Genomic DNA, 24,125 nt, shown 5'->3' with positions numbered 1-24,125 from the left:
GCGCATCTCAGGGGCGCGGGGAACGGCGCGAGCAACCACGACGGCGGCGCACCCGGCGACCCGGCCCCACAACCCCGCGGCGCGAAGCCCACCCCGAGACCCCGACTACGCTGGAGGACAGTTACCCCCGCGGCAGGAGCGAAATGGCAGTCAATCTGGTCAACGTCGAGAACGTCACCAAGGTCTACGGCACAAGGGCCCTGCTCGACGGCGTCTCCCTCGGCGTATCGGAGGGCGACCGGATCGGCGTGGTCGGGCGGAACGGGGACGGCAAGACGACCCTGATCCGGATGCTCGGCAAGCTGGAGGAGGCCGACACGGGCCGGGTCACGCACAGCGGCGGCCTGCGCCTCGGCATGCTGACGCAGCACGACTCCCTCGACCCGGCGGCGACCGTACGCCACGAGGTGATCGGCGACCTCGCCGACCACGAGTGGGCGGGCAACGCCAAGATCAGGGACGTGCTCACCGGCCTCTTCGGCGGACTCGACATGCCCGGCTTCGACCAAGGCCTCGATACGGTCATCGGCCCCCTCTCCGGCGGGGAACGCCGCCGCATCGCGCTCGCGAAGCTGCTGATCGCCGACCCGGACCTGCTGATCCTGGACGAGCCCACCAACCACCTCGACGTGGAGGGCATCGCCTGGCTCGCCCGCCACCTGCAGGCTCGCCGCTCGGCGCTGGTCTGCGTCACGCACGACCGCTGGTTCCTCGACCAGGTCTGCACCCGCATGTGGGACGTGCAGAAGGGCACGGTCTACGAGTACGAGGGCGGCTACTCGGACTACGTGTTCGCCCGCGCCGAGCGCGAGCGCATCGCGGCGACCGAGGAGACCAAGCGGCAGAACCTGATGCGCAAGGAGCTGGCGTGGCTGCGCCGCGGCGCCCCGGCCCGCACCTCGAAGCCCCGCTACCGCATCGAGGCCGCCAACGAGCTGATCGCCGACGTGCCGCCGCCCCGCGACAAGAGCGAGCTGATGCGGTTCGCGAACGCCCGGCTCGGCAAGACCGTGTTCGACCTGGAGGACGTGACCGTCCAGGCCGGACCGAAGGTGCTCCTCAAGCACCTCACCTGGCACCTCGGCCCCGGCGACCGCGTCGGCCTGGTCGGTGTGAACGGCGCGGGCAAGACGTCCCTGCTCCGCGCCCTCGCGGACGCCGCCCGTACGCAGGGCGAGCGGCAGCCCGCCGCCGGGAAGATCGTCGTCGGCAAGACGGTCCGGCTCGCCTACCTGTCGCAGGACGTGACCGAGCTGCCCGCCTCGCTGCGCGTCCTGGAGGCCGTCCAGCAGGTCCGCGACCGCGTCGACCTCGGCAAGGGCCGCGAGATGACCGCGGGCCAGCTGTGCGAGCAGTTCGGGTTCAGCAAGGAGAAGCAGTGGACGCCGGTCGGCGACCTGTCCGGCGGTGAGCGGCGCCGCCTGCAGCTCCTGCGCCTGCTCATGGACGAGCCGAACGTCCTCTTCCTCGACGAGCCGACCAACGACCTCGACATCGAGACCCTGACCCAGCTGGAGGACCTCCTCGACGGCTGGCCCGGCTCCATGATCGTGATCTCCCACGACCGGTTCTTCATCGAGCGCACCACCGACAACACGTACGCGCTGCTCGGCGACGCCACCCTGCGGATGCTGCCGCGCGGCATCGAGGAGTACCTGGAGCGCAGGCAGCGGATGATCGAGGCCGCCTCGCCCGCGCCCGTGGCCGCCGCCCCCGCCGCCGCGAAGTCGGGCCCGTCGGCCGCGGACGCCCGCGCCGCGAAGAAGGAGCTGCAGAAGATCGAGCGGCAGATGGACAAGATCTCCTCCAAGGAGTCGACGCTGCACGCGCAGATCGCCGAGAACGCCACAAACTTCGAGAAGGTGGCCAAACTCGACGCAGAGCTGCGCGAACTGGTGGCCGAGCGCGAGGACTTGGAACTGCGCTGGCTGGAACTCGCCGATGACGCGTGAAGGCCGCGTGTAGGCGCGTAACAGACGCATCACAGGCCGGTCCACCCTTGGGAACAGGGGCTGGACCGGCCTTCGCATGTGTGTCCGGAATGATAGAAAGGGCGGCTGGGGGCGGCCTGAGCGCACCTCGTGACCACCTTGAGAACGTCCGGAAAACACCCAGGCGTGCCGGTACATCAGCAGTGAAAGAGGGGGGAGCGCTGATGACTCAGCCGCCCAGCGGGCCGCCGTCCGGCGGGTTCGGAGCGCCACAGGACCCACCGAATCCGCAGCAGGGTCCACCGAATCCGCCGCAGGGTCCACCGAATCCGCCGCAAGGCCCGCCCAACCCGCCGCAGGCCCCACCGACCCCGCCGCAGGGTCAGCCCCAGCCACCCCAGGGGCCCGGGTACGGGTACCCGCAGCAGCAGCCCGGCTATGGGTACCCGCAGCAGCCCGGACCGTACGGTCAGCCCCCGCAGCAGCCGGGCCCCTACGGACAGCCCGGACAGCCCGGGCCTTACGGTCAGCAGCAGCCGGGCCCGTACGGGTATCCGCAGCAGCAGCCGGGCCCCTACGCCCAGCAGCCGCAGTACGGCTACCCGCCGCAGCAACCCCCGGCCCCGCAGGGTGGCGGCGGTGGCGGTGGCGGTATCAAGGGCAAGACGTGGGCGATCGCGGCCGCGGCCGTCGCCCTGCTCGTCGTCGCGGGCGGTGTCGTGTTCGCCGTGGTCGGTGGCGACGACGACGGTGATGACGGCAAGACGGACACCGCCGGCAAGGACAAGGACCCCAGGGCGTCCGCCTCCGCCTCCGCCCCGGTCAACCCGGGTGACGGGCAGGGCGACGGGCACGGCGGTGAGGAGGACCTCAACGCGGGCCGCCAGGACGGCGAGGCCAAGGTCCTCTGGTACAAGACCGCCCCCAAGGTGGGCAGCGACGGTGCCGACGCCCCCGGCATGTGGATCACCGACAAGGTCGCGGTCAAGGCCGCGTTCAAGGAGGTCCTGGCGTACAACACCGCGGACGGCAAGGTCAGCTGGCCCGCGATCACGCTGCCGCAGAAGATCTGCGCCGTCACGAAGACGCAGTCCGACGCGGGCAAGATCGTCGTCGCGTACATGAGCGGCACCAGCTCCCGCGCCCACTGCAACCAGGTCCAGGAGATCGACCTCGCCACCGGCGCCAAGGGCTGGACGGCGAAGATCCCCGAGCGCGAGGACAAGAACGACTTCTTCGACGGCACCGGCTCCAGCATCTCCCTGGCCTACGTGGGCACCGACACCCTGATGGTCGGCCGCGAGATGTCGGGGCTCGCGCTGGACGCGAAGACCGGGGCGAAGAAGAAGTTCGTCGTCAGCGAGTACGGCAGCAACTGCTTCCCCAAGGCCTACACCGGCGACAAGACCAAGCTGCTCTCCGTCGCCTCCTGCGCGGCGGGCGGGGACAACGCGCACGAGGAGCTGCGCCAGCTCGACCCGGAGACCGGGAAGGCGCTGTGGACCAAGAAGTTCCCCAAGAACTGGACCATCGGGAACGTCTACTCCGTCAGCCCGCTGGTCGTGTACAGCACGAACAACGAGGCCAAGAAGTACAACATCGCCTCCTTCTCGCCCGGCAGCAGCGCCGTGCGGGCCGAGGTCACCGTCGACGGCCTCGACACGCGCTGCGGCGGCTCCGGCATCTTCTCCCTGAACCGGAGCATCACCGGCTGCGCGGGCGTGGTCGCGGACGCCTCCACCCTCTACATGCCGACGCAGGGCAAGGCCGGCGGGCGGAACGAGGTCGTCGCGATCAGCCTCACCAGCGGCAAGGAGCGCTGGCGGGCCAAGTCGCCCGAGGACCTGCCCCTGCAGCCGCTGAAGGTCGAGAACGGCGCCGTCGTCGCGTACATGGGCGCCTCGTACAGCGGCAGCGCGGGGCGCGTGGTGTCCCTGCCGGTCTCCGGCGCGCACACGCCGAGGACGCTCCTGCAGAACCCGGCCGGCACGGCCGAGATCGAGAGCGGCTTCTCCTCGCCGGACGTCGCCTGGCGCGACGGACGCTTCTACATGTCCGCCACCCGGCTGTCCGGCAGCAAGGGCCAGCAGAAGCTGATGCTGGCGTACGGCGACTGACCCGCTCCCTTCTTCCCCCTCCCGTCCCCGCTCCAGGCACCGAGGTACCCACGCCATGACACAGCCGCCGCCGCCCCCGCAGCAGCCCCCGAACCAGCCGCCCAACCAGCCCCCGGGCCAGCCGCCCAACCAGCCTCCGGGCCAGCCCCCGCAGGACCCTTTCCGCAAGCAGCCCGAGCAGCAGCCGCAGCAGCCCCAGCCTTCGCAGCAGCCGCAGGCACCGCAGCAGCCCCCCGCCCCCGGCGGTTTCGGCGCGCCCACCACGCCCCCGCCCGGCGGCTTCGGCGCCCCGACCCCGCCCCCGCCGCAGGGCGCCCCGGGCTACGGCTACCCGGCCCAGCCGCCGCAGCAGCAGCCGCCGGCACCCGCGTACGGCCAGCAGCCCTACGGTCAGCCGCAGCAGCCCTACGGCCAGCAGACGCAGCCCTACGGCCAGCAGCCGCAGTACGGCTACCCGCAGCCGCCCACCGCCCCGATGACGGCGGCCGGCGGGCCCGGTGGCGGAGGCGGCAAGAAGGTCTCGCCGATCGCCTGGATCATCACCGCGGCCGTCGTGGTGATCGCCCTCATCGTCGGCGGCGGCATCTTCTACGCCGGCTCGTCCGACGACGACAAGGACGGCACGAAGAACTCCGCCGACGGTGGTGACAAGGGCGGCGACGAGGGCAAGGACGGCGGCTCCGGGAGCTCGGCCGGCGACGAGAAGGTCCCCGGCTCCACCGCCGCGAGCATCGCCTTCCAGCTGCCCGCGCCCGCCGTCGTCAAGGACGCCGTGTGGAGCGTCGAGGGATCGTGGCTGACCGACTCCGCGTACGTGAAGTCGGGCCTCGCCGAACTCAACGGCTACGACCCGGACTCCGGCACCAAGAAGTGGACCCTCCCGCTGTCCGGCCAGACCTGCGGCGCCTCGCCCGAGGTGACCGAGGCGGGCCTGGCCGCCGTGCTCTCCGAGGACGGCAAGCGCAAGAAGGAGAAGGACTACTTCAAGTGCACCGAGATCACGGTCTTCGACGTCAACACCGGTAAGAAGGTGTGGACGAACAGCGTCGAGGCGTCGGGCCAGAAGATCGCCTTCAAGGAGCTGTCCATCAGCGGCAACACGCTGGCCGTCGGCGGCGGTTACGACGGCGGCGCGGCGTTCGACATCACGTCGGGCAAGTCGCTGTGGAAGCCGCAGCAGGGCAGCTGCGAGGACGTCGGCTATCGCGGCGGCGAGCAGCTCGTCGCGGTCCGCAAGTGCGGTGACTTCGACGCGGAGACGTACGAGGTCCAGGTCCTCGACCCGGCCTCCGGCAAGCCCCGGTCGACGTACAAGGTCCCCGGCCAGGCCGGCAGCGTCAACCTGCTCTCGGTCTTCTCCAGCAAGCCGGTCGTCTTCGGCGTCGCGCTCGGCGAAGAGGTCAAGTACACCGACGCGTTCTCGCTCGACGACAAGGGCGCCCTGCGCGCCAAGATCTCCATCGACCCGGAGAAGTACGACGTCGACTGCGAGGTCGGCGAGGTGCACGGCTGCAAGGGCGTCGTCGTCGGCAACGACCGCCTCTACCTGCCGTCGCAGCAGCACGACGGCAGCGGTACCGACCAGGTCAACGAGATCGTGTCGTTCAACCTCGCCGACGGAAAGATCACCGGCGACCGTTTCGACAGCGGCGCGGACTACGAGATCTTCCCGCTGCGCATGGACGGCGGCAACGTGCTCGCGTACAAGGACGGCCCGTACGACAAGGGCGCCCAGATCATCACCATCGCGCCCAAGGGCGGCAAGCAGACGACGCTCCTGGAGACCCCCGGGACCCAGGCCGTGCGCAGTGTTCTGAGCCGCATGGTCCCGAGGTCGTCCGAAATGCTGTATGCGAACGGCCGTCTGTTCCTGGCCGAGGACCTGATCAGCGAGCGGTACTCCGCGGACGAGAAGCAGTACGCCGCGGTCGGTTTCACCGCCAAGTAACGCATGAAATAAGCGGTTTGCTCCTCCGACGGCCCCGCGCCCTCTATCGGGCGGCGGGGCCGTCGCGTACGCGAAGGCCGGAATTTCAGCATTGCGGGCCGCATCTCACCGGTAGGGGGCGCGCAACGTCGAACAAGCGTGTAGCTTCCGGGGGATGAAGGAGGACGGAGAGTCGGGGGGCTCGCCTGTCCGTGGGGGGCCCGGGAGTCCATAGGCAGCTTCTGGGGCGAACTGGGGGGTTTGCTCAATGGGTGTGCGGCTCATGGTGGTCGACGACCACCGATTGCTCGCCGAGGCACTCGCCTCGGCCCTCAAGTTGCGCGGGCACCGGGTGCTCGCCGCGGCCGCGCCCGCCGCGGGCGCCGCCGAACTCGTCATATCCAGGGCGCCCGAGGTCTGCCTCATCGGGACCGCGACCCCGGCCGAACCCGGCACCTTCGACCCGGTGGTCCGCATCAAGAAGGAGCGCCCCCAGGTGGCCGTGGTGGTCCTCGGCCCCGTCCCGTCCCCGCGCGGCATCGCCGCCGCCTTCGCCGCCGGCGCCTCCGGCTACGTACGCCACGACGAACGCATAGAGGGTGTCGAACGAGCCCTGATGAAGGCGAGAGCGGGCGAGGCGGCCGTGGCGCCGGCCCTCCTCCAGGGCGCGTTCAGCGAATTGCTGAACCCGGCGGCCCAGCCCGACGACGAGGGGCAGCGCCTGCTCCAGATGCTGACACCGCGCGAGGTCGAGGTCCTGGTCCGCGTCGCGGACGGTGAGGACACCCGCCTCATCGCGGCCGGCATGGGCATCGCCCCCTCCACGGCGCGTACGCACGTCCAGCGCGTCCTGATGAAACTCGGCGTCGGCTCCCGCCTGGAGGCGGCGGCCCTCGCGGCGCGCACCGGCCTCCTCGACAGGGCGGGCCCGGTCCCGGCGCCCGCGGCCTCCCCCTCGTCTCCCGCTCCGGACTCGCCAGAACCGGATTCGTGAGTTACAGTTGATCTTGTTCGGCACCGCAACAGCGGCCACCGGACGATGCGTTGGTCGTCTAAGGAAAGACGCCCCACTTCCTGTGGGGAAATGCAGGTGCAAGGCCTGCCCGGCGCTCCACTCCACGTCCCGCCCTGCCGCTTCGGCAGGGCGGGACGTGTGCGTTCACGCCATCGCGTCCACCTCGTCGAGGTACCGGGCCACGGGCCCGAAGGTGACCAACCCACTGGCCGCGCCCGCGTGTTCGGTACGGGCGTCACGCAGGGCGTCCGCGGCGCGGGCGGCGAGGTCACGCGCGCCGAGCAGCACGCCGGCGCGGGCGGTCAGACACCACATGGCCTCCTGCAGATGGTCGTGTTCCGGTTCCGGTACGGCGCGCAAGGCCGTACGGGCGTCCGCCTCCCGCCCCTTCGCGAGGAGGACGAGAGGCCGCGCCCAGGGCTCGTACGGGCCCCAGTCGAGCCGGGGATCGGTGGGCGCGGGCCGGTCGTTGAGGAGCCGGAGACCGAGGACGGCCAGCGGGAGGAGGCCGCGGTGCAGCCCCGGCATCCCGGCCGTACGGAGGCGGTCCTCGGCGGCGCGGTAGCGGGCGGCGGCGGTGACGGCGTCCGTTTCCGCGGTGGCGCGGGCCCGGAACCAGTCGGCGAGGACCGGCACGAGCGGCGACTCGATGGCGGAGGCGAGGCGTTCGGCGGCCTCGGCGTGCGCGGCGGCGGCGTCGAGATCCCCAAGGGCGGAGGCGGACTGCAACCGGATGAGCCGCCCGAGCACGGCGAAGCGCGGCAGGTCGTGGTGGGTGGCGAGGTCGAGCATCTCGGCCCCGGTCCGATCCCGTACGGGGGCGAGCCCGCACCGGTGGAACGACTGGAGGAAGACACCGTTGAGGGCGAAGACCAGCAGGGCGGGGTCACCGGCCTCGCGCGCCAGGGATTCGGCTTCCCGGGCCGCGTGCTGCGCGCGGCGCGCCTCCGCCGGGGTCAGATCGGCGCTGCGGCTCTCGACGGCGATGGTCGCGAGGAGGCGGACGCGGAGATCGCCGGGTCCTTCTGGCCCCAGGGCGTCGAGCGTGCGCTCGGCGGCGGCCACGACGGCCCGGGACTGCGCGGGGTCGTCGGCGCGGCTCCAGAGCGCGGGCACGTCATAGGCGCCGATGATGCGGGCGGTGAGGAGGAGATCCCCGGTGCGTTCGGCGGCCTGGGCGGCGGCGAGCCGGTCGCGCCGCGCGTGGACGAGGGCGTCGCCGCCCGCGAGGGCGAGGGTGCGGGCGAGGTCGACGGTGGTACGGGGTCCGAGCCGGGCGGTGAAGGGTGGTGCGGTGGCCTCTTCGCGGTTGACGGAGTCGTTGAGGAGGTCCGTCTCCAGGCGCTGGAGTCCGGGCCCCGGGTCGAGCCCGAGCTGCCCGACGAGCATGGCGCGGGCCCGCCGCAGCGAGGCGAGGGCGTCGGCCCGGCGCCCCGCACGGTGCAGGGCGCGGGCGAGCAGCCCCCAGGCGGGCTCGCGCCAGGGGTGCTCGGCGACGTGTGCGTCCAGGCCGGCGACGAGATCGGCCCCGTCCCCCCGGTCGAGAAGGATGCGGGCCCGCAACTCCAGCCCCTCCAGCCGCAGCTCTTCCAGCCGGGCCCGCTCGCGCCGGGCCCACGCGGAGTCGGCTACGTCGGCGTAGGCGGGGCCGCGCCAGGAGGCGAGCGCGGCGGAAAGGCCGTCCACGGCGGCCGGGTTCCCGCGGGCCCGCCTCAGGGTGTCCTCGTAGCGCTGGACGTCGATGTCCTCACGCGCCACCCGCAACGCGTACCCGGGGCCCTCCGTGACGATGAGGCGCGGCGGGTCGCGGGGCGGCCGGTCGGGTTCGAGGGCGCGGCGCAGGGCGGCGACGAACGTACGCAGGGCGCCGACGGCACGGACCGGCGGTTCGGCGGCCCACAGGTCGTCGACCAGGGTGTCGGTACTGACCATCCGCCCTTCGGCGGCGACCAGCCGCCCGAGCACCTCCCGGTGCCGGGGCCCGCCCAGCTCCACGGGGCTGCCGTCGTCGTCGAGGGCACGTACGGCGCCGAGTACGTCGATTCGCATGGGTCCATCGTGCGGGGCGGGGCGGGGTGGCGCGCACGGGCACTGATCGGTTGCTGATCAGGGTGCCGGAGTCTCGGGAGGAAGTGCTTGTCACGCCCGCCTCTTCGAAGGAGCCCCGACATGACAGAGACCTTTCCCGCCTGCTTCGAACACGTACGCCTGCCGGGTGCGACGGACGACGTGGAGCTGGCGGTCGCCGTCGGCGGCACCGGCACCCCGGTGGTCCTGCTGCACGGCTTCCCGCAGACCCGTCTGATGTGGCGCCACGTTGCGGAACGACTGGCCGCCGACCACACGGTGATCTGCCCCGACCTGCGCGGTTACGGAGCGAGCGACAAGCCGGGGGCCACGGACCCGGACGTCTACGCGAAGCGGACGATGGCGGCCGACGTGGTCCGGGCGGCCGCCGCCCTGGGCCACGACCGCTTCGCCCTCGTCGGCCACGACAGGGGCGCCCTGGTCGCCTTCCGCGCGGGCCTCGACCATCCGGAGGCCATCACCCATCTGGGCATCCTGGACGTCGTCCCGACCCTGGACATGTGGAACGTCCTGCACGGCGTCCAGGCGGCGGTCGCCTGGCACCTGTACTTGATGGCGCAGCCGCCCGGCGTCCCGGAGGCGCTGATCGCGGGCAGCGCGGACACGTTCTTCGGCTCGTTCCTGGACGCCTGGTCCGTGGACCCCTCGGCGCTGCCGGACCCGGTACGGGCCGCATACCTGCGGGCCAGTGCGGCGGCGGTCCCCTCGATCGTGGCGGACTACCGGGCCTCGGCGACCATCGACGTCACGCACGACCAGGCGGACCTGGACGCGGGCTCCCAACTCGCCATGCCCGTCACGGTCATGCAGCAGGACTGGGGCGCGCAGCTCGGCTACGACGCGGCGGGGGTGTGGCGGGCGTGGGCCCCGGACCTGGATCACCGGCTGACGCGGGCGGGCCACTTCATGGCGGAGGCGGCGCCGGACGAGGTGACGGACACGATCAGGGCGCTGCTGAGGCGCTGACCCGTGACAGGACTCGCCAAATCCGTTTCTCCGGGCTACAGTGGATCTTGTCCGGCACCGCAACAGCGGCCACCGGACAATGCGTTGGTCGTCTAAGGAAAGACGCCCCACTTCCTGTGGGGAAATGCAGGTGCAAGGCCTGCCCGGCGCTCCACTCCGAGTCCCGCTCCGCCACCATGGCAGGGCGGGATTCGTGCGTTCGGCGGTGAGTACGTCGAAGGGCCGGGGCCCACCGCCGCCAAGCGATGAACCCCGGCCCTTGAACAACCCGCCCGGACGGAGTTACTCCGACTCCTCCGGCGTGGGCGGCGCCGTCGGCCGCAGCTTCAGCCAGACCAGGAAGAAGACTCCGAGCGCGAGCATGCCGATGCCCGTCCAGAGGTTGATGTTGATGTCCTGGGCCTTCTTGAGGTCCGCGTCGGATGCCGTGATGCCCGCGATCGTGACGATGATCCCGTACACCACGAAGAGTCCGCCGATGATGCGGCGCACGTCGAAGAGGCGGGCGGCCGTCGCCGACTTGGCCTCCAGCTGGTCCACCTCGTCCACGTGCTGGTTCTTGTGGTCGCTCATGTCGTGTACCTCGTGTACCTGGGGCCTCAGAAGGAGAACGGGATGTAGCAGATGACGGCGAGGGCGATCGCGCCCCAGCCCAGGAGGGCCGGCTTGCGGTACCAGGCGTCGTCACCCTCGGCCGGCGGCTCTTCCAGGCCGGGGGCCTTCGTGCCGTAGACCAGGCCGGCCAGTTCCTCGGCGGGCTTGGACTTGGTGAAGAGAGTGACGACGAACATCACGACGCCGCCGACCACGAAGGCGACGATCGAGGAGACGAAGTTGGCGCCCTGGTCGGAGGGGATCGAGATGACGCCCTGCTTGTAGAACCAGAAGTAGTTCACCATGGCGGCGACGGTGCCGGAGAGGAGGCCCCAGAAGCCGGCCGCGGCCGAGGTGCGCTTCCAGAACATGCCGATGATGAAGACGACGAACAGCGGCACGTTGAAGAAGGAGAACAGCGTCTGCAGGTAGTTCATGATGTTGCTGAAGCTGCCCGCGATGAACGCCGTGCCCATGCCGATGAAGACGCCGACGGCGGTGACGACCCGGCCGGTCTTCAGGTAGTACGCGTCGCTGCGGTCCTTCTTGACGTACGCGCCCCAGATGTCGTTCGTGAAGACGGTGTTGAACGACGAGACGTTGGCCGCCATGCCCGCCATGAACGCGGCCAGGAGGCCGGTCACCGCGATGCCGAGGACACCGTTCGGGAGCAGGTCGCGCATGAGGACCGGGATGGCGTCGTTGTACTGGAGGCCGTCCGCGCCGCCCTTGCCGAGGGAGGGCTCCATCACCAGGGCGATCAGGCCGGGCACGACCACGACCATCGGGATGAGGATCTTCGGGAACGCGGCGATCAGCGGCGTGCGCTTGGCCGCCGAGAGGTTCTTCGCGGAGAGGGCGCGCTGCACCTCGGCGAAGTTGGTCGTCCAGTAGCCGAAGCTCATGACGAAGCCGAGGCCGAGCACGATGGTCAGCCAGTTCGCGCCGAGCGGGTTGGAGGAGCCGATGCCGGTCCCGTCCCAGGCCGTCATGAACGAGTTGCCGTGGGAGCTGGAGAGGGAGTCCGTGATGCCGTCCCAGCCGCCCACGCGCTTCAGGCCGACGATCGTCAGCGGGATCAGCGCGGCGAGGATGACGAAGAACTGCAGGACCTCGTTGTAGATCGCCGAGGAGAGGCCGCCGATCGAGATGTACGCGAGGACGAACAGGCCCGCGATGACGATGGCCAGCCACTGCGGCCAGCCGAGCAGCGCCTTGAGGACCAGCGCCATGGCGTACAGGTTGACGCCCGCGATCAGCACCGAGGAGACGGCGAAGATGATCGAGGAGAGCAGGTGGGAGGAGGGGCCGAAGCGGTGCAGCAGGAACTCGGGGACCGAGCGCACCTTCGACGAGTAGTAGAACGGCATCATGACCAGGCCGAGGAAGACCATGGCCGGGATGGCGCCGATCCAGTACCAGTGGACGGTGTAGACGCCGTACTGCGCGCCGTTGGCGGCCATGCCGAGGATCTCGGTGGCGCCCAGGTTGGCGGCGACGAAGGCGAGACCCGTGACCCAGGCGGGCAGGGAGCGCCCGGAGAGGAAGAAGTCGAGGCTCGTCTTCACCGAGCGGCGGGCCATGAAGCCGATGCCGAGGACGACGACGAAGTAGATCGCGAGGATCGCGTAGTCGAGGCCGTTGGTGGGCAGCCGTAGCCCTTCGGCCAGGGTTGTCGTGCCGGACAGTGTGGGGGACTGCATGGGGGAACTCGCTTCGTTGCGCGAACTGAATCAGACGGGAACCTACGCCCCTATGTTCAATAAGTGAACAGTTCTCATGACGTTCTTTGTTTGATTGTGATCGAGGACTCGCACTCGGCCATGCGCGGCGCGCCCCTTGACGCCCCTGTTGCCTTATGCTTCATTGTGTTTGGTTCTGTTTGTTTGAATGTTGGTTGGCGCGATGAGGAGTGTCGGACGTGAAGAAGACGTCGACCCGGCTGGCTGATGGGCGCGAGCTCATCTACTACGACTCGCGCGACGACGTCGTACGGGAGGCCGTCGACCGGCGCCCCCTCGACCGCACCGTCACCACCTCCGAGATCCGCCGCGACCCGCTGCTCGGCGACTCGGTCGCCATCGCCTCGCACCGCCAGGGCCGCACCTACCACCCGCCGGCCGACCAGTGCCCCCTCTGCCCGACCCGGGGCGAGCGGCTCAGCGAGATCCCGGACTCGACCTACGACGTCGTCGTCTTCGAGAACCGGTTCCCCTCGCTCGCCGGGGACTCCGGCCGCTGCGAGGTCGTCTGCTTCACCTCCGACCACGACAAGTCCTTCGCCGACCTGAGCGAGGACCAGGCGCGGCTCGTCCTGGACGCGTGGACCGACCGCACCGCAGAGCTCTCCCACCTCGACTCCGTCGAGCAGGTCTTCTGCTTCGAGAACCGGGGCGCCGAGATCGGCGTCACCCTCGGCCACCCGCACGGGCAGATCTACGGCTACCCCTTCACCACCCCGCGCACCGCCCTCATGCTCCGCTCCCTCGCGCAGCACAAGGAGCAGACCGGCGGCCGCAACCTCTTCGCCGACGTGATCGAGAAGGAGATCGCGGACGGCTCGCGCGTCGTCATCGACGGCGAGCACTGGGTCGCCTTCGTGCCGTACGCCGCCCACTGGCCCTACGAGGTCCACCTCTACCCCAAGCGCCAGGTCCCCGACCTGCTCGGGCTCGACGACGACGCGCGCACAGAGTTCCCCAAGATTTACCTGGAACTCTTGAAGCGCTTCGACCGGATCTTCGGGGAGGACGAGCCGCCGACGCCGTACATCGCGGCGTGGCACCAGGCCCCGTTCGGCACGCTGGAGGAGTTCGAAGGGGTCAACCGGGACGACTTCGCGCTCCACCTCGAGCTTTTCACCATCCGCCGCACTTCCGGCAAGCTGAAGTTTCTCGCGGGTTCCGAATCCGGCATGAACGTGTTCATCAACGATGTGCCGCCGGAGACCGCGGCCGAGCGACTGCGAGAGGTAGCGAGCAAGTAATGGGCAAGGCCGTTCAGAAGTACATGGTCACGGGTGGTGCGGGGTACGTCGGCAGCGTCGTCGCCCAGCACCTCGTCGAAGCGGGCCACGACGTCACGGTTCTCGACAACCTCTCCACCGGCTTCCGTGAGGGCGTGCCCGCGGGCGCCGTCTTCATCGAGGGCGACATCCGCGACGCCTCGAAGTGGCTGGACTCCTCCTATGACGCGGTGCTGCACTTCGCCGCGTTCTCCCAGGTCGGCGAGTCCGTCGTGAAGCCCGAGAAGTACTGGGACAACAACGTCGGCGGGACGATGGCGCTGCTCGCCGCGATGCGCTCCGCGGGCGTGCGCAAGCTCGTCTTCTCCTCCACCGCGGCCACCTACGGCGAGCCCGTCAACACGCCGATCACCGAGTCCGACCCGACCGCGCCGACCTCCCCGTACGGTGCCTCGAAGCTCGCCGTCGACCACATGATCAGCGGCGAGGCGACCGCGCACGGCCTGGCCGCCGTCTCCCTGCGCTACTTCAACGTCGCCGGTGCCTACGGCGCGTACGGCGAGCGTCACGACCCCGAGTCGCACCTCATCCCGCTCGTCCTCCAGGTCGCCCAGGGCCGCCGCGACGCCATCTCGATCTACGGCGACGACTACCCGACCCCCGACGGCACCTGCGTCCGCGACTACATCCACGTCGCCGACCTCGCCGAGGCCCACCTCCTCGCCGTCGGCGCCGCCCGCCCGGCCGAGCACCTCATCTGCAACCTCGGCAACGGCAACGGGTTCTCGGTCCGCGAGGTCATCGAGACCGTCCGCAAGGTCACCGGGCACCCGATCCCCGAGGTCGTGGCCCCGCGCCGCGGCGGCGACCCGGCGACCCTCGTCGCCTCCGCCGCCACCGCCCGCGAGCGCCTCGGCTGGAACCCGTCCCGCGCGGACCTCGCGGACATCGTCGCCGACGCCTGGCGCTTCGCCCAGGCGCGCCAGTAGCCGCTCGCCAGTAGTCACCACTCGTCGGAGCAGGGTAGGTAGTCAACACATGTCTGTCGCCGCGCAGTTCAAGGACCTGTACGGGTACGAGCCCGCGGGGGTGTGGGCGGCCCCCGGCCGCGTCAACCTCATTGGCGAGTACACCGACTTCAACGAGGGCTTCGTCATGCCGCTCGCGCTGCCGCACACCGCGGTCGCGGCGGTCGCCAAGCGGACGGACGGCGTCCTGCGCCTGCACTCCGCCGACATCGACGCCCCCGTCACCGAACTGCGCGTCGACGCCCTGACCCCGCTCTCCAAGTACGGGCAGGGCGGCTGGGCCGCGTACCCGGCGGGCGTCGTCTGGGCGCTGCGCGCGGCGGGCCACCCGATCACCGGCGCCGACCTGCACCTTGCGTCCACGGTGCCGACGGGCGCGGGCCTGTCGTCCTCGGCGGCCCTGGAGGTCGTGACGGCGTACGCGCTGAACGAGATCTTCGAACTCGGGCTCACCGGACCCGAGTTGGCGGTCCTGTCGCAGCGCGCCGAGAACGACTTCGTCGGCGTCCCCTGCGGCGTCATGGACCAGATGGCGTCCGCCTGCGCCACCGAGGGCCACGCCCTGCACCTGGACTGCCGCGACCTGTCCACCCGGCAGGTCCCGTTCGACCTCGCGGCGCACGGGCTCCAGCTGCTCGTCGTCGACACCCGCGTCAAGCACGAACTGGGCGACGGGGCGTATGCGGAACGCCGCGCGGGCTGCGAGGAGGGCGCGCGCGTCCTCGGCGTATCGCACCTCCGCGACGTCCCGTACGCCGAACTCGACGCGGCGCTCGCCACATTGGAGCGGGCGGAGGTGGACGAGAAGGTCGTCCGCTACGTCCGCCACGTCGTCTCCGACGACCACCGCGTCGAGCGGACCATCGCCCTGCTCGACACCGGCGACTCCGCCGACGTCCGCGCGATAGGCGCCATCCTCACCGACGGGCACCGCTCGCTCCGCGACGACCTGCGCATCTCCTGCCCCGAGCTGGACCTCGTCGTCGCGACGGCCAACGCGGCGGGCGCGCTCGGCTCCCGTATGACGGGCGGCGGATTCGGCGGCTCGGCGGTCGTCCTCGTGGAGAGCGACGACGCGGACGCCGTCACCAAGGCGGTCCTGACGGCGTTCGAAGAGGCCGGATACACCGTGCCGCGCGTGTTCCCGGCGGTGCCGTCGCCGGGCGCGCACCGGGTGTCCTGAACCGTGCGGTTCAGTTCAGCCGCTTCGTCAGCGTGAACTCCTTGACCCCCGGCGGATAGTCCGGCACCACCGCGACCACGTCGTACCCGTGCTGCCGGTAGAATCCGGGGGCCTGGAAATCCCAGGTCTCCACGCGCGCGTTGACGCAGCCGTGCTCCTCGACGGCGATCCGCTCCGCCTCCGCGAGGAGCCGGGAGCCGAGGCCCGCGCCGCGCCTGCGGTCGTCGACCCAGAGCAGGTTCACGTGCAGCCAGGTCGCCCAGGTGTGCGCGTCCAGGCCTGCGGCCAGTGAGCCGTCCTCCGCCAGGGCCCACACCTGAAGAGGGGTTTCGCGGTCGCCGGGCGTCCCGCGCAGATCGCGCAGGACGGGGGACGCCGCCGTGTTGGCGTCCGCGAGCAGCGACCGGAGCAGAAGGCGGCGCTCTTTGTCGACTTCTGTCTCAATGCGAAACATGTGCCACACCCTAAACGCGCCGGACAGTCATGGACCGGCCAACGGGTAACCAGTTCTGTGAATTGCCTTCCCCTCCTGCCGCGCAGCCCTACTCTGAGGGACAACACCGGTGGGGGCCGGTGTTGATCAGGGGGCGAGACAGCCGGGTACGACGCCCGGGGTGGGGGTAGCGGAACCGACACGGCGGCGGCCGTGCGACCGCGGTGACCCGCACACCGGGCGCCGTACCCGCGTTGATCCGACCCCCGACGATCAGGCACCCCCCGCTCCACGAGAGAGCGGGGAAGGGGGTTATCACGTGGTTCGAATCCGGGTTCTGGTCGTCGACGACCATCGCATCTTCGCCGAGTCCCTGGCCGCGGCGCTCGCCGCCGAGCCGGACGTCGACGTGTCGGCCGCGGGCAGCGGCCCGGCCGCCCTGCGCAGCCTCGACCGGGGCGCCGCCGAAGGGCGCAGATTCGATGTGCTGCTTGTCGACGCCGACCTGGGCGCGGCGTCCATGCAAGGCATGCGGCCACCGACCGTCGTGCCCGACGGGCCCGCACAAGAAGGCCTCGTCGACGGGATCTCCCTGGTCGCGGGCGTCCGCTCCGGGCAGCCGGCCGTCCGTACGGTGGTGCTGGCCGAGCGGGACGATCCGCGGCGCGCCGCGCTCGCCCTCCAGGCCGGGGCGTCCGGGTGGGTCGCGAAGGACTGCTCCCTCTCGCGGCTGCTCACGGTGATCCGGGGAGTGTTGCGGGACGAGACACATCTGCCTCCGGCGCTGCTCACGGGTGTGCTGCGCGAGCTGACCGCGGCGCGCAAGCACCGGACCGAGTCCGAGCGGCTCGTCGAATCCCTCACGCCGCGCGAGCGCGAGGTGCTGCGGTGCATGGTCGCGGGGCTCGGGCGCAAGGCTGTCGCCGAGCGGCTGTTCCTTTCGCCGCACACCGTGCGGACGCATATGCAGAACGTGCTCGGGAAGCTGGGGGTGCACTCCACGCTGGCCGCGGTTGCGCTGGCGCGCCGGGCGGGTGTGGGGCCGGTCGACCTGGAGGCGGCCAGCTGAGTCCCTGCGCGTGCGGGGTCGTTATGCCGGGTGCGGCTGCGTCGTGGCTGCTCGCGCAGTTCCCCGCGCCTCCGAAAGGCGCACTGCGTGCGCCCTTTCATGGGGCTGCGGCGAAGCCGCATGCCTCAGGGGCGCGGGGAACTGCGCGACCAGCCACGACGGCGCCGCACCCGGAAACCCCGGAGGGCCCGTCACCCAGGAATGTTGTCGAACGGGGCCGTCAACTGCCGCAGAAGCGACGCCAGTTCCCCCCGCTCGGAGCGCGAAAGCTCCGCCAGAATCGCCCGCTCCTGCGCGAGCAGCCCGGCCAGGGCCTGGTCCGCCCGGTCCCGCCCCTCGGGCGTGAGGCGGACGAGGACGCCGCGCCGGTCGCTCGGGTCGGGGAGGCGCTCGACGAGGCCCTTCTTGGCGAGGCGGTCGATGCGGTTGGTCATGGTGCCGGACGTGACGAGGGTCTGCGTCAGCAGCTGACCGGGGGAGAGCTGGTAGGGGGCGCCGGCGCGCCGCAGGGACGTGAGGACGTCGAACTCCCACGGCTCCAGCTGATGCTCGGCGAACGCGAGCCGCCGCGCACGGTCGAGATGGCGCGCCAGCCTGCTGACCCGACTGAGCACCTCGAGGGGCTCCACGTCGAGGTCGGGGCGCTCCCGGCGCCACGCTGCGACCAAGCGGTCGACCTCGTCCTCCATGACGATCAGTGTAGGGGGTGTGTCGACGTGAAGTCTCTTGATGTCAAGTTACTTGACGTCGAGAGACATGCGGCGGGACCCTGGCCCCATGGCTTCCTCCACGTCTCCCACCTGGGACCCCGACCAGTACCTGCGCCACGCCGACCACCGCGCGCGCCCCTACACCGACCTCCTCGCCCGCGTCCCGGCCCTGCCGAACGACCCGCCCCGGATCGCGGACCTGGGCTGCGGCCCCGGCAACGTCACCACGCTCCTCGCCGACCGCTGGCCCACCGCCCACGTCACCGGCTACGACAACTCACCCGAGATGCTCCACAAGGCCGAGCGGTACGCCGGGCCGACGAGCGAGGGCGGCCGCATCGACTTCGCCCCCGCCGACCTGCGGCACTGGACGCCCCCGGAGACGTACGACCTCATCGCCTCCAACGCCACGCTGCAATGGGTCCCGGACCACGCCGACGCCTTCCCCGCGCTCCTGGACGCCCTCGCGCCCGGCGGGACCTTCGCCTTCCAGGTGCCCGGCAACTTCGACGCCCCCAGCCACGTACTCATGCGGGACCTCGCCGCCTCCGCGCCCTGGCGGGACCGGCTGGCCGGGGTGCTGCGCCACGGTGACGCCGTGCTGACCCCCGCCGCCTACCTGGAGCGGCTCACCGGGCTCGGCTGCGCGGTGGACGCCTGGGAGACCACGTACGCGCATCTGCTGACCGGGGACGATCCCGTTCTGGACTGGGTGAAGGGGACCGGGCTGCGACCCGTCCTCACCGCCCTCGCCGACGACCCGGACGCGCGTGACGCCTTCGTCGGCGCCTACCGCGATCTGCTGCGCGAGGCGTATCCGGCGACGCCGCACGGCACCGTGCTCCCGTTCCGCCGGATCTTCGTCGTGGCGGTCAAAGGGGCGGTCAGAGGAGCGGTCGAAGGGGCGGGCGAAGCGTGATCACCGGAATGGAGCACGTCCAGCTCGCCGTGCCCGCCGGGAGCGAGGACGTCCTGCGCGCCTTCTACGCCGGCACCCTCGGCATGACCGAGACGCCGAAGCCGCCGGCGCTCGTGGCGCGCGGCGGCTGCTGGTTCGAGGCGGGGAGCGCCCGGCTGCATCTCGGTGTGGAGGAGCCCTTCCGGGCCGCCCGTAAGGCGCATCCAGGGCTGCTCGTCCGGGACATCGAGGCGTACGCGGCGCGGCTCACCGCCCGGGGAACCCGCGTCACCTGGGACGACGGGCTGCTGCCCGGGTACCGGCGCTTCTACTGCGCCGATCCCGTCGGCAACCGGCTCGAATTCCTGGAGCCCGCGCGCTAGCTCTTCCGGTGGCCTATCAGGCGCGGCTTCGGCTCCAGGCCGTCCAGGCCGTGCCATGCCAGGTTCACCAGGTGCGCCGCGACCTCCGCCTTCTTCGGCTTGCGGGCGTCCAGCCACCACTGGCCCGTGAGGGCGACCATGCCGACCAGCGCCTGCGCGTACAGCGGGGCCAGCTTGGAGTCGAAGCCGCGGGCCTTGAACTCGCGGCCCAGAATGTCCTCGACCTGTGTGGCGATGTCGGAGATCAGCGAGGCGAACGAGCCCGTGGACTGCGGGATGGGGGAGTCGCGGACGAGGATGCGGAAGCCGTCCGTGTACTCCTCGATGTAGTCGAGGAGCGCGAACGCGGCCTGCTCGCACAGTTCGCGCGGGTGCCCGGCGGTCAGGGAGCTGGTGACCATGTCGAGGAGCTGGCGCATCTCCCGGTCCACGACGACCGCGTACAGGCCCTCCTTGCCGCCGAAGTGCTCGTACACCATCGGCTTGGAGACCCCGGCCTTCGCCGCGATCTCCTCCACCGACGTGCCCTCGAAACCCTTCGCGGCGAAGAGCGTGCGGCCGATCTCCAGCAGCTGCTGACGGCGTTCGGCTCCCGTCATCCGCGTCCGGCGCGTACGCCGGGGCTTGTCGGGCCGGTCGCTGCTCGCGCTGCTGGAGGTGCTTGAGTCGGTCGCCACACTCCCATCATGCCTGGCCCCACTCACGCGGTGTCGGGTACCTCTGCCTCGGCCCTGCGGCGCTCGATCCGCTCCTTGGACGGCCAGCGCACGTCGTGCGCCCAGCCCAGCTGTTCGAACCAGCGGATGAAGCGGGCCGAGGAGTCGATCTGGCCGCGGAGCACGCCGTGCCGGGCCGAGGTCGGGTCGGCGTGGTGCAGGTTGTGCCAGGACTCGCCGCAGGAGAGGACGGCCAGCCACCACACGTTGCCCGAGCGGTCGCGGGACTTGAAGGGGCGCTTGCCGACCGCGTGGCAGATCGAGTTGATCGACCACGTGACGTGGTGCAGCAATGCCACCCGGACGAGCGAACCCCAGAAGAACGCCGTGAACGCCCCCCACCACGACATCGTCACCAGACCGCCGATCAGGGCGGGAAGCAGCAGCGAGAGCGACGTCCACAGGACGAACTGGCGGGAGATCGCGCGCAGCGCAGGGTCCTTGATCAGGTCGGGCGCGTACTTCTCCTGCGAGGTCTGCTCCTCGTCGAACATCCAGCCCATGTGCGCCCACCACAGGCCCTTCATCAGGGCCGGCAGGTCCTCCCCGTAGCGCCACGGCGAGTGCGGGTCGCCCTCCGCGTCGGAGAACTTGTGGTGCTTGCGGTGGTCCGCCACCCAGCGCACCAGCGGGCCTTCGACCGCCATGGAACCGGCGACGGCGAGCGCGATGCGCAGCGGGCGCTTCGCCTTGAAGGAGCCGTGCGTGAAGTAGCGGTGGAAGCCGATCGTGATGCCGTGACACCCGAGGTAGTAGAAGAACACGAGCAGCCCGAGGTCGAGCCAGCTCACGCCCCAGCCCCAGGCCAGCGGCACCGCCGCGCACAGGGCGACGAACGGCACGACGATGAAGAGGAGCAGCGCGAACTGCTCCACGGAGCGCTTCTGCTCACCGCCGAGGGTCGCGGGCGGGGGTGGTGCGGTGGAGGGTCGGGGCGCCCCTTGCGGAGCGTCTTCGATCACGTCGGAACGTGTGGCCATGGGGTCCCCTGTACGTCGAGGGTCGGGTCACGGGCTGAGCGTGGGGGGCAACGGGGTCGAAGCGGGTCGAAGGGGGCGTCGGGAGGGTCGAGGAGGGTTGAGAGGGGCCGGGACTGGTGAGGAGTTCCACCGAGATCAACGGAGATCCCAGGAGATCCACGGAAGGCTCCGTCATCCCTACGGTTCCGTAACTTACGGGGTCGTAAGCGTAGCGGCGTGTATCCGGGCGCCACGAGGCCCCGGGCAGCGCCGCGAGCACGGGCACATATCCTTGGAAACGGTCGGACAGCGCGGTCCGCTCTGAATCTCCACCCGGGACTTCTACCCGGTTCCGGGGACTCTTCCCTCCAGACGAGCTTCACCACTGCAAGGAGCCGCACCTGTGAGCAGTGCCGAACAGACCGCCTCGACGAGCACCAGTGCCGAGCTGCGCGCCGACATCCGCCGACTGGGCGATCTGCTGGGCGAGACCCTCGTCCGACAGGAGGGGCCCGAGCTCCTCGAACTCGTCGAGAAGGTCCGCCGCCTGACGCGCGAGGACGGCGAGGCCGCCGCCGAACTGCTGCGCGGTACCGAACTGGAGACGGCGGCCAAGCTGGTCCGCGCCTTCTCCACCTACTTCCACCTCGCCAACGTGACCGAGCAGGTCCACCGCGGCCGCGAGATGCGCGCCAAGCGCGAGGCCGAGGGCGGTCTGCTCGCCCGCACCGCCGACCGCCTGAAGGACGCCGACCCGGAGCACCTGCGCGCGACCGTGCAGAACCTCAACGTGCGGCCCGTCTTCACGGCCCACCCGACCGAGGCCGCCCGCCGCTCCGTCCTGAACAAGCTGCGCCGCATCGCCGAGCTGCTCGAGACGCCGGTCCTGGAGGCCGACCGCCGCCGCTACGACACCCGCCTCGCCGAGAACATCGACCTGGTGTGGCAGACCGACGAGCTGCGTGTGGTGCGCCCCGAGGTCACCGACGAGTCGCGGAACGCGATCTACTACCTCGACGAGCTGCACGCGGGCGCCGTCGGCGACGTCCTGGAGGACCTCACCGCCGAGCTGGAGCGCGTCGGCGTCGCCCTCCCCGAGGAGGTCCGCCCGCTGACCTTCGGCACCTGGATCGGCGGCGACCGCGACGGCAACCCGAACGTGACCCCGCAGGTCACCTGGGACGTCCTGATCCTCCAGCACGAGCACGGCATCAACGACGCCCTCGACATGATCGACGAGCTGCGCGGCTTCCTGTCGAACTCGATCCGCTACACCGGCGCCACCGAGGAGCTGCTCACCTCCCTCAAGCAGGACCTGGAGCGGCTGCCGGAGATCAGCCCCCGCTACAAGCGGCTCAACGCGGAGGAGCCCTACCGGCTCAAGGCGACCGCGATCCGGCAGAAGCTGGAGAACACCAAGGACCGGCTCGCCAAGAACACCCCGCACGTCGACGGCCGCGACTACCTCGGCACCGCCGAGCTCCTGCGCGACCTCACCCTCATCCAGACCTCGCTGCGCGAGCACCGCGGCGGCCTCTTCGCCGACGGCCGGATGAACCGGACGATCCGCACCCTCGCCGCGTTCGGCCTCCAGCTCGCCACGATGGACGTCCGCGAGCACGCCGACGCCCACCACCACGCCCTCGGCCAGCTCTTCGACCGGCTCGGCGAGGAGTCCTGGCGCTACGCGGACATGCCCCGCGACTACCGCGGCAAGCTGCTCGCCAAGGAGCTGCGCTCGCGCCGCCCGCTCGCGCCGACCCCGGCCCCGCTCGACGCGGACGGCGAGAAGACCCTCGGCGTCTTCCACACCGTCGCCAAGGCGCTCGACGTGTTCGGGCCCGAGGTCATCGAGTCGTACATCATCTCGATGTGCCAGGGCGCCGACGACGTGTTCGCCGCGGCCGTCCTCGCCCGTGAGGCCGGCCTCATCGACCTGCACGCCGGCTGGGCGAAGATCGGCATCGTGCCGCTCCTGGAGACCACGGACGAGCTGAAGGCCGCCGACACGATCCTGGAGGACATGCTCTCCGACCCGTCCTACCGGCGCCTCGTCGCGCTCAACGGGGACGTGCAGGAGGTCATGCTCGGCTACTCCGACTCCTCCAAGTTCGGCGGCATCACCACCTCGCAGTGGGAGATCCACCGGGCCCAGCGGCGGCTCCGTGACGTCGCGCACCGCTACGGCGTCCGGCTGCGCCTCTTCCACGGCCGCGGCGGCACCGTCGGCCGCGGCGGCGGCCCCTCGCACGACGCGATCCTCGCCCAGCCCTGGGGCACCCTGGAGGGTGAGATCAAGGTGACCGAGCAGGGCGAGGTCATCTCCGACAAGTACCTCGTGCCGTCCCTGGCCCGCGAGAACCTCGAACTGACCGTCGCGGCCACGCTCCAGGCCTCCGCGCTGCACACCGCGCCGCGCCAGTCCGACGAGGCGCTGGCCCGCTGGGACGCCGCCATGGACGTCGTCTCCGACGCCGCGCACGCCGCGTACCGCAGGCTCGTCGAGGACCCGGACCTGCCGCACTACTTCCTCGCGTCGACCCCCGTCGACCAGCTCGCCGACCTGCACCTGGGCTCGCGGCCCTCGCGCCGCCCCGGCTCGGGCGTCTCCCTCGACGGCCTGCGCGCCATCCCGTGGGTGTTCGGCTGGACCCAGTCGCGGCAGATCGTGCCCGGCTGGTTCGGTGTCGGCTCGGGCCTGAAGGCGCTGCGCGAGGCCGGTCTCGACTCCATGCTCGACGAGATGCACGAGCAGTGGCACTTCTTCCGGAACTTCATCTCCAACGTCGAGATGACGCTCGCCAAGACGGACCTGCGCATCGCCCGGCACTACGTCGACACGCTCGTCCCGGAGAACCTCAAGCACGTCTTCGCCGACATCGAGGCCGAGCACGAGCTGACGATCCGCGAGGTGCTGCGGGTCACCGGCGAGAGCGAACTCCTCGCGGCGCAGCCGGTGTTGAAGCAGACCTTCGACATCCGCGACGCCTACCTCGACCCGATCTCCTACCTCCAGGTCGCCCTGCTCAAGCGCCAGCGCGACGCGGCGGCGGCGGGCGAGGAGCCGGACCCGACGCTGGCCCGTGCCCTGCTGCTCACGGTGAACGGTGTGGCGGCGGGTCTGCGCAACACCGGCTGACCCC

19 protein-coding genes are annotated in these 24,125 nt (G+C 71.0%); 12 read left to right on the top strand and 7 right to left on the bottom strand.

The genetic code is table 11. The features are described 5' to 3' along the window. Positions 1 to 143: 143 nt before the first annotated feature. The 4 genes from C1N81_RS21660 (at position 144) to C1N81_RS21645 (ending at position 6,969) form a co-directional block, all read left to right on the top strand. Entirely contained in the window at positions 144 to 1,952 is a 1,809-nt protein-coding gene (locus C1N81_RS21660; protein ID WP_394431552.1) for an ABC-F family ATP-binding cassette domain-containing protein, read from the top strand. Positions 1,953 to 2,155: 203 nt separating this feature from the next. Next, a complete protein-coding gene (locus C1N81_RS21655; RefSeq protein ID WP_394431550.1) occupies positions 2,156 to 4,048 on the top strand; it encodes an outer membrane protein assembly factor BamB family protein in 1,893 nt (630 codons plus the stop codon). 55 nt (positions 4,049 to 4,103) lie between these two features. Next, the gene (locus tag C1N81_RS21650; RefSeq protein ID WP_394431548.1) at positions 4,104 to 5,996 is read left to right on the top strand and encodes an outer membrane protein assembly factor BamB family protein; all 1,893 of its coding nucleotides are present in this window, start codon (positions 4,104 to 4,106) and stop codon (positions 5,994 to 5,996) included. A gap of 247 nt (positions 5,997 to 6,243) precedes the next feature. Continuing rightward, entirely contained in the window at positions 6,244 to 6,969 is a 726-nt protein-coding gene (locus C1N81_RS21645) for a helix-turn-helix transcriptional regulator (protein WP_394431546.1), read from the top strand. 165 nt (positions 6,970 to 7,134) lie between these two features. On the opposite strand, the gene C1N81_RS21640 is transcribed toward C1N81_RS21645, so the two are convergent. Further along, a complete protein-coding gene (locus C1N81_RS21640; protein WP_394431544.1) occupies positions 7,135 to 9,039 on the bottom strand; it encodes a BTAD domain-containing putative transcriptional regulator in 1,905 nt (634 codons plus the stop codon). 120 nt (positions 9,040 to 9,159) lie between these two features. Between C1N81_RS21640 and C1N81_RS21635 the strand changes: the two genes are divergently transcribed. Continuing rightward, positions 9,160 to 10,044 (top strand): alpha/beta fold hydrolase, encoded by an 885-nt coding sequence (locus tag C1N81_RS21635; RefSeq protein WP_394431542.1) that lies wholly within the window; start codon positions 9,160 to 9,162, stop codon positions 10,042 to 10,044. Positions 10,045 to 10,326: 282 nt separating this feature from the next. On the opposite strand, the gene C1N81_RS21630 is transcribed toward C1N81_RS21635, so the two are convergent. Next, positions 10,327 to 10,617, bottom strand: a complete 291-nt coding sequence (locus C1N81_RS21630) for a hypothetical protein (RefSeq protein ID WP_394431541.1) — start codon at positions 10,615 to 10,617, stop codon at positions 10,327 to 10,329. Between the two features lie 26 nt (positions 10,618 to 10,643). Beyond that, a complete protein-coding gene (locus tag C1N81_RS21625) occupies positions 10,644 to 12,341 on the bottom strand; it encodes a sodium:solute symporter family protein (protein ID WP_394431539.1) in 1,698 nt (565 codons plus the stop codon). Positions 12,342 to 12,559: 218 nt separating this feature from the next. Here C1N81_RS21625 and galT point away from each other — a divergent pair, with 218 nt between their 5' ends. The 3 genes from galT to galK are packed head-to-tail and all read left to right on the top strand — an operon-like array spanning position 12,560 to position 15,814. Next, positions 12,560 to 13,624, top strand: coding sequence for a galactose-1-phosphate uridylyltransferase (gene galT / locus C1N81_RS21620; RefSeq protein WP_394431537.1), 1,065 nt, complete (start codon positions 12,560 to 12,562; stop codon positions 13,622 to 13,624). Then, the gene (gene galE, locus C1N81_RS21615; protein ID WP_394431535.1) at positions 13,624 to 14,592 is read left to right on the top strand and encodes a UDP-glucose 4-epimerase GalE; all 969 of its coding nucleotides are present in this window, start codon (positions 13,624 to 13,626) and stop codon (positions 14,590 to 14,592) included. Before galT ends, galE begins: the two co-directional genes overlap by 1 nt. A gap of 49 nt (positions 14,593 to 14,641) precedes the next feature. Next, the gene (gene galK / locus C1N81_RS21610) at positions 14,642 to 15,814 is read left to right on the top strand and encodes a galactokinase (protein WP_394431534.1); all 1,173 of its coding nucleotides are present in this window, start codon (positions 14,642 to 14,644) and stop codon (positions 15,812 to 15,814) included. Positions 15,815 to 15,824: 10 nt separating this feature from the next. On the opposite strand, the gene C1N81_RS21605 is transcribed toward galK, so the two are convergent. Then, positions 15,825 to 16,268 (bottom strand): GNAT family N-acetyltransferase, encoded by a 444-nt coding sequence (locus tag C1N81_RS21605; protein ID WP_394431532.1) that lies wholly within the window; start codon positions 16,266 to 16,268, stop codon positions 15,825 to 15,827. A gap of 298 nt (positions 16,269 to 16,566) precedes the next feature. Here C1N81_RS21605 and C1N81_RS21600 point away from each other — a divergent pair, with 298 nt between their 5' ends. Beyond that, on the top strand, positions 16,567 to 17,316 hold the full coding sequence (locus C1N81_RS21600) for a LuxR C-terminal-related transcriptional regulator (RefSeq protein ID WP_394431530.1): 750 nt from the start codon (positions 16,567 to 16,569) through the stop codon (positions 17,314 to 17,316). 191 nt (positions 17,317 to 17,507) lie between these two features. On the opposite strand, the gene C1N81_RS21595 is transcribed toward C1N81_RS21600, so the two are convergent. Continuing rightward, the gene (locus C1N81_RS21595; protein WP_361071929.1) at positions 17,508 to 18,005 is read right to left on the bottom strand and encodes a MarR family winged helix-turn-helix transcriptional regulator; all 498 of its coding nucleotides are present in this window, start codon (positions 18,003 to 18,005) and stop codon (positions 17,508 to 17,510) included. Between the two features lie 88 nt (positions 18,006 to 18,093). On the opposite strand from C1N81_RS21595, the gene C1N81_RS21590 reads away from it, so the two are divergent. Both C1N81_RS21590 and C1N81_RS21585 read left to right on the top strand, forming a co-directional pair. Continuing rightward, a complete protein-coding gene (locus tag C1N81_RS21590; RefSeq protein WP_394431528.1) occupies positions 18,094 to 18,945 on the top strand; it encodes a trans-aconitate 2-methyltransferase in 852 nt (283 codons plus the stop codon). After that, positions 18,942 to 19,307 carry a VOC family protein gene (locus tag C1N81_RS21585; RefSeq protein ID WP_394431526.1) on the top strand — a complete coding sequence of 122 codons (366 nt, stop codon included), beginning with the start codon at positions 18,942 to 18,944 and terminating at the stop codon, positions 19,305 to 19,307. The genes C1N81_RS21590 and C1N81_RS21585 overlap by 4 nt, the downstream gene beginning before the upstream one ends. Here the strand turns inward: C1N81_RS21585 and C1N81_RS21580 are convergent. Both C1N81_RS21580 and C1N81_RS21575 read right to left on the bottom strand, forming a co-directional pair. After that, a complete protein-coding gene (locus C1N81_RS21580; RefSeq protein WP_394431524.1) occupies positions 19,304 to 19,984 on the bottom strand; it encodes a TetR family transcriptional regulator in 681 nt (226 codons plus the stop codon). The two genes, C1N81_RS21585 and C1N81_RS21580, sit on opposite strands and share 4 nt — an antisense overlap. Before the next feature lie 23 nt (positions 19,985 to 20,007). Further along, the gene (locus tag C1N81_RS21575; RefSeq protein WP_394431522.1) at positions 20,008 to 21,003 is read right to left on the bottom strand and encodes an acyl-CoA desaturase; all 996 of its coding nucleotides are present in this window, start codon (positions 21,001 to 21,003) and stop codon (positions 20,008 to 20,010) included. Positions 21,004 to 21,385: 382 nt separating this feature from the next. Between C1N81_RS21575 and ppc the strand changes: the two genes are divergently transcribed. Next, the gene (gene ppc / locus C1N81_RS21570; protein ID WP_394431520.1) at positions 21,386 to 24,121 is read left to right on the top strand and encodes a phosphoenolpyruvate carboxylase; all 2,736 of its coding nucleotides are present in this window, start codon (positions 21,386 to 21,388) and stop codon (positions 24,119 to 24,121) included. Positions 24,122 to 24,125: the final 4 nt, after the last annotated feature.

Source organism: Streptomyces sp. SGAir0957, assembly GCF_043523415.1.
The sequence above is the reverse complement of the archived record's forward strand: the minus strand, read 5'-3'. Positions and strand labels throughout refer to the sequence as shown.